Annotated in this window: 3 rRNA genes and 1 pseudogene; 3 read left to right on the top strand and 1 reads right to left on the bottom strand. The window is 61.1% G+C overall.

The features are described 5' to 3' along the window. The 3 genes from ACFVQZ_RS36340 to rrf all read left to right on the top strand — a co-directional run. Positions 1-1,054 (top strand): 16S ribosomal RNA (locus tag ACFVQZ_RS36340); the annotation flags it as partial. A gap of 486 nt (positions 1,055-1,540) precedes the next feature. Continuing rightward, positions 1,541-4,648: ribosomal RNA gene (locus ACFVQZ_RS36335) — 23S ribosomal RNA — on the top strand. 95 nt (positions 4,649-4,743) lie between these two features. Further along, positions 4,744-4,860, top strand: a 5S ribosomal RNA gene (rrf, locus tag ACFVQZ_RS36330). Positions 4,861-5,093: 233 nt separating this feature from the next. Here rrf and ACFVQZ_RS36325 read toward each other — a convergent pair. After that, positions 5,094-5,709: pseudogene (locus tag ACFVQZ_RS36325) on the bottom strand (hypothetical protein); the annotation flags it as partial.

The following is a 5,709-nucleotide window of genomic DNA, read 5'->3' as shown; positions in this document are numbered from 1 at the left end:
GAAGAAGCGCCGGCTAACTACGTGCCAGCAGCCGCGGTAATACGTAGGGCGCAAGCGTTGTCCGGAATTATTGGGCGTAAAGAGCTCGTAGGCGGTTTGTCGCGTCTGGTGTGAAAACTCGAGGCTCAACCTCGAGCTTGCATCGGGTACGGGCAGACTAGAGTGCGGTAGGGGAGACTGGAATTCCTGGTGTAGCGGTGGAATGCGCAGATATCAGGAGGAACACCGATGGCGAAGGCAGGTCTCTGGGCCGCAACTGACGCTGAGGAGCGAAAGCATGGGGAGCGAACAGGATTAGATACCCTGGTAGTCCATGCCGTAAACGTTGGGCACTAGGTGTGGGGCTCATTCCACGAGTTCCGTGCCGCAGCAAACGCATTAAGTGCCCCGCCTGGGGAGTACGGCCGCAAGGCTAAAACTCAAAGGAATTGACGGGGGCCCGCACAAGCGGCGGAGCATGCGGATTAATTCGATGCAACGCGAAGAACCTTACCAAGGCTTGACATGCACGGGAAGCCACCAGAGATGGTGGTCTCTTTGGACACTCGTGCACAGGTGGTGCATGGTTGTCGTCAGCTCGTGTCGTGAGATGTTGGGTTAAGTCCCGCAACGAGCGCAACCCTCGTCCCATGTTGCCAGCGGGTTATGCCGGGGACTCATGGGAGACTGCCGGGGTCAACTCGGAGGAAGGTGGGGATGACGTCAAATCATCATGCCCCTTATGTCTTGGGCTTCACGCATGCTACAATGGCCGGTACAAAGGGCTGCGATACCGCAAGGTGGAGCGAATCCCAAAAAGCCGGTCTCAGTTCGGATTGGGGTCTGCAACTCGACCCCATGAAGTCGGAGTCGCTAGTAATCGCAGATCAGCAACGCTGCGGTGAATACGTTCCCGGGCCTTGTACACACCGCCCGTCAAGTCACGAAAGTCGGTAACACCCGAAGCCCATGGCCCAACCGTTCGCGGGGGGAGTGGTCGAAGGTGGGACTGGCGATTGGGACTAAGTCGTAACAAGGTAGCCGTACCGGAAGGTGCGGCTGGATCACCTCCTTTCTAAGGAGCTACCAACGCTCGCCCGGCCGGCTTTTGCTGGTGGGTGGGTTGTTCAGGTGCCACGCCATCGCCGCACGTGTGATGGGTGGTTGCTCATGGGTGGAACATTGACGAAAGAGTCTTCTGGTCTTGCTGGTGTCAGTACCTGCCGGCCTGCCTGGTCCTTCGGGGCCTGGGTGGGTGGTGGTGGAACATCACGGGTGAGGGTGGAGGGCTTGTCGAGCACACTGTTGGGTCCTCAGGTCACCGGCCACCGGTTGGTGGGGTGCCTGGTACGGGCCGGTCTCCGGACCTCGAACCGCTGTCCTTGGTCCTCCTTCGTGGAGGGGTGGGGGTGGTAGGCGGGTCCTGGTGGGGGTCGGGGTCGTTGGTTGTTTGAGAACTGCACAGTGGACGCGAGCATCTTTGTAAAGATCAAGACACACTCGCTGCGCCTTTCGGGGTGTGTGGGTGTGGTTCTTGGTTCTCTGCAGTTTTGTTGTTTTTGTTGAAGTTTTTAAGGGCACAGGGTGGATGCCTTGGCACTAGGAGCCGAAGAAGGACGTGGTAGCCTGCGATAAGCCTCGGGGAGCTGGCAAACGAGCTGTGATCCGAGGGTTTCCGAATGGGGGAACCCCGCACGAGTCATGTCGTGTGACCTGCACCTGAATATATAGGGTGTGTGGAGGGAACGTCGGGAAGTGAAACATCTCAGTACCGACAGGAAGAGATATTCCGTGAGTAGTGGCGAGCGAAAGCGGATGAGGCCAAACCGGGCGCGTGTTAAAGCTGTCAGGCGTTGCGTGTTCGGGGTTGTGGGACCCTTCTGGTGGATCTGACAGTCCGCCGGGGAGTCAGAAAGTCGTGTCATAGTCGAACCGCATTGAAAGGCGGACCACAGACGGTGCGAGTCCGGTAGACGAAATGGTGCGGCCTCCCGAAGGGGATCCCAAGTAGCACGGGGCCCGAGAAATCTCGTGTGAATCTGGCAAGACCACTTGCTAAGCCTAAATACTACCTAGTGACCGATAGCGGACCAGTACCGTGAGGGAAAGGTGAAAAGTACCCCGGGAGGGGAGTGAAATAGTACCTGAAACCGTGTGCCTACAATCCGTTGGAGCCTCCTTGGTTGGGGTGACAGCGTGCCTTTTGAAGAATGAGCCTGCGAGTTAGTGCTCAGTGGCGAGGTTAACCCGTGTGGGGAAGCCGTAGCGAAAGCGAGTCCGAATAGGGCGCCCATAGTCGCTGGGTCTAGACCCGAAGCGAAGTGATCTAGCCATGGGCAGGTTGAAGCGCGGGTAAGACCGCGTGGAGGACCGAACCCACCAGGGTTGAAAACCTGGGGGATGACCTGTGGTTAGGGGTGAAAGGCCAATCAAACTTCGTGATAGCTGGTTCTCCCCGAAATGCATTTAGGTGCAGCGTCACGTGTTTCTTGCCGGAGGTAGAGCTACTGGATGGCCGATGGGCCCTACAAGGTTACTGACGTCAGCCAAACTCCGAATGCCGGTAAGTGGAAGCGTGGCAGTGAGACTGCGGGGGATAAGCTCCGTAGTCGAGAGGGAAACAGCCCAGACCACCGGCTAAGGCCCCTAAGCGTGTGCTAAGTGGGAAAGGATGTGGAGTTGCACAGACAACCAGGAGGTTGGCTTAGAAGCAGCCACCCTTGAAAGAGTGCGTAATAGCTCACTGGTCAAGTGATTCCGCGCCGACAATGTAGCGGGGCTCAAGTACACCGCCGAAGCCGTGGCATCTGCGCTCAACTCAGGCCTTCGTGGTCCAGAGGCGCAGGTGGGTAGGGGAGCGTCGTGTGGGCAGTGAAGCCGCGGGGGAACCCAGTGGTGGAGCCCACACGAGTGAGAATGCAGGCATGAGTAGCGAAAGACGGGTGAGAAACCCGTCCGCCGAATGACCAAGGGTTCCAGGGCCAGGTTAATCCGCCCTGGGTAAGTCGGGACCTAAGGCGAGGCCGACAGGCGTAGTCGATGGACAAGGAGTTGATATTCTCCTACCGGCGAAGAACCGCCCATACCGAGCCCGGTGATGCTTACCGCCCAAACCTGTCCACCGGCCCTTCGGGGCCACCGGACAGGGGCGCGCGGGACCCGAACCGGTAGTAGGTAAGCGTATTAACAGGGGTGACGCAGGAAGGTAGCCCGGCGTGGCGATGGTAGACCACGTCCAAGGCCGTAGGCCGTCTGGTAGGCAAATCCGCCAGGCATACAGGCTGAGAGCTGACGGTGAGCGCACAAGCGCGAACTGGGTGATCCTATGCTGCCAAGAAAAGCCTCGGCGCGAGGTTCTAGCCGCCCGTACCCCAAACCGACTCAGGTGGTCAGGTAGAGAATACTAAGGCGATCGAGAGAATCGTGGTTAAGGAACTCGGCAAAATGCCCCCGTAACTTCGGGAGAAGGGGGGCCCGAAGCGTGAACCGACTTGCTCGGGGAGCGTGGACGGCCGCAGAGACCAGGGAGAAGCGACTGTTTACTAAAAACACAGGTCCGTGCGAAGTCGCAAGACGATGTATACGGACTGACGCCTGCCCGGTGCTGGAAGGTTAAGAGGACGGGTCAACCCCTCGGGGTGAAGCTCAGAATTTAAGCCCCAGTAAACGGCGGTGGTAACTATAACCATCCTAAGGTAGCGAAATTCCTTGTCGGGTAAGTTCCGACCTGCACGAATGGCGTAACGACTTCTCCGCTGTCTCAACCGCGAACTCGGCGAAATTGCACTACGAGTAAAGATGCTCGTTACGCGCAGCAGGACGGAAAGACCCCGGGACCTTTACTATAGCTTGGTATTGGTGTTCGGTGCGGCTTGTGTAGGATAGGTGGGAGACTGTGAAGCCCGTACGCCAGTGCGGGTGGAGTCAACGTTGAAATACCACTCTGGCCGCTTCGGATGTCTAACCTCGGTCCGTGATCCGGACCAGGGACAGTGCCTGGTGGGTAGTTTAACTGGGGCGGTTGCCTCCTAAAATGTAACGGAGGCGCTCAAAGGTTCCCTCAGCCTGGTTGGCAATCAGGTGTCGAGTGCAAGTGCACAAGGGAGCTTGACTGTGAGACTGACAGGTCGAGCAGGGACGAAAGTCGGAACTAGTGATCCGGCGGTGGCTTGTGGAAGCGCCGTCGCTCAACGGATAAAAGGTACCCCGGGGATAACAGGCTGATCTTGCCCAAGAGTCCATATCGACGGCATGGTTTGGCACCTCGATGTCGGCTCGTCGCATCCTGGGGCTGGAGTAGGTCCCAAGGGTTGGGCTGTTCGCCCATTAAAGCGGTACGCGAGCTGGGTTTAGAACGTCGTGAGACAGTTCGGTCCCTATCCGCTGCGCGCGCAGGAAACTTGAGAAGGGCTGTCCCTAGTACGAGAGGACCGGGACGGACGAACCTCTGGTGTGCCAGTTGTTCCGCCAGGAGCACCGCTGGTTGGCTACGTTCGGAAGGGATAACCGCTGAAAGCATCTAAGCGGGAAGCCTGCTTCAAGATGAGGTTTCCATACCCTACGGGGTGAGAGGCACCCAGCAGAACACTGGGTCGATAGGCCGGACGTGGAAGCGGGGACGAAAGACCCGTGCAGCTGACCGGTACTAATCAGCCGACAACTTCAACACCAACAAACTTTTGCTACGCGTCCACTGTGCGGTTCCCGAACCACCAACACCACACCCCCACCCGGGGTGCCCAGTGTTGGACAGGTTCACAGAGTTACGGCGGTCACAGCGAAGGGGAAACGCCCGGTCCCATACCGAACCCGGAAGCTAAGCCCTTCAGCGCCGATGGTACTGCCCTGGAGACGGGGTGGGAGAGTAGGACGCCGCCGGACAACCCTTCACCGAAGGCCCACCCCACACGGGGTGGGCCTTCGGCATTTCCGGACGTTTGCGCGGGCGGCCCTCATCAGGGCCTGCTGCGCCGACGTCGCGCCGCAGCACTCCCGTCGCTGACGTCCCGTGTGACGTCGGAGCCGACGTGGGAAGATGGCCTGCGCAAACTTCACAACGAGAGGTAACCCTGGTGAACGACACCTCCCACGAGTCCGAGTCGGACCGCCCGTCCTCAGGCGGCGACCGGGGTGGACGCCGCGACCGCGATGGTCGACAGGGCCCTTCCCGCGACGCGCGGGGCGCCGGCCGCAGCCAGTCCGGCGCGGGCTCCGGGGACGGCGACCGTCGTCGGAGCGGCGGTGACGCTGCGCGCCGCGGCTCGGGTGAGGGTCGTGGACGGCAGGACGGGGGGTACCGCGGACGGCCGGAGGGTGGTCGCGGACGTCCCGAGGGTGGCCGCTCCGACCGGGGGCAGGGAGGCCCGGGTCCTGACCGTCGAGGCAGCAGCGACCGGCCGGACCGTGACCGCCGCGAGGGCGATCGTCGGGACGGGGCACGTCGTGACGGACGTGGGACGTCCGGGGCGCGCGGTGCCGGTTACCAGCGGCCGACGCGTCCGGGGGACGGTGAACGTGGTCGGTATGACCGCGACTCCGCCGACCGCCGTCGGGACGGGTCGGGTCCTCGTGACGACCGCCGAGGCGGCGAGCGTCGCGGGCACGCCCCGCGTGCGGGGGCGGGGCGGGAACGGGACGGCTTCGACCGTCGCCCGGAGCCACGCCACCCCGCGGGGCCGGCGATCCCCGACGAGGTGCAGATCTCTCAGCTCGACCGCGCAGCTCGCGGCC

Source organism: Streptomyces sp. NPDC057854 (assembly GCF_042797055.1).
GTDB lineage: Bacteria > Actinomycetota > Actinomycetes > Streptomycetales > Streptomycetaceae > Streptomyces.
The sequence above is the reverse complement of the archived record's forward strand: the minus strand, read 5'-3'. Positions and strand labels throughout refer to the sequence as shown.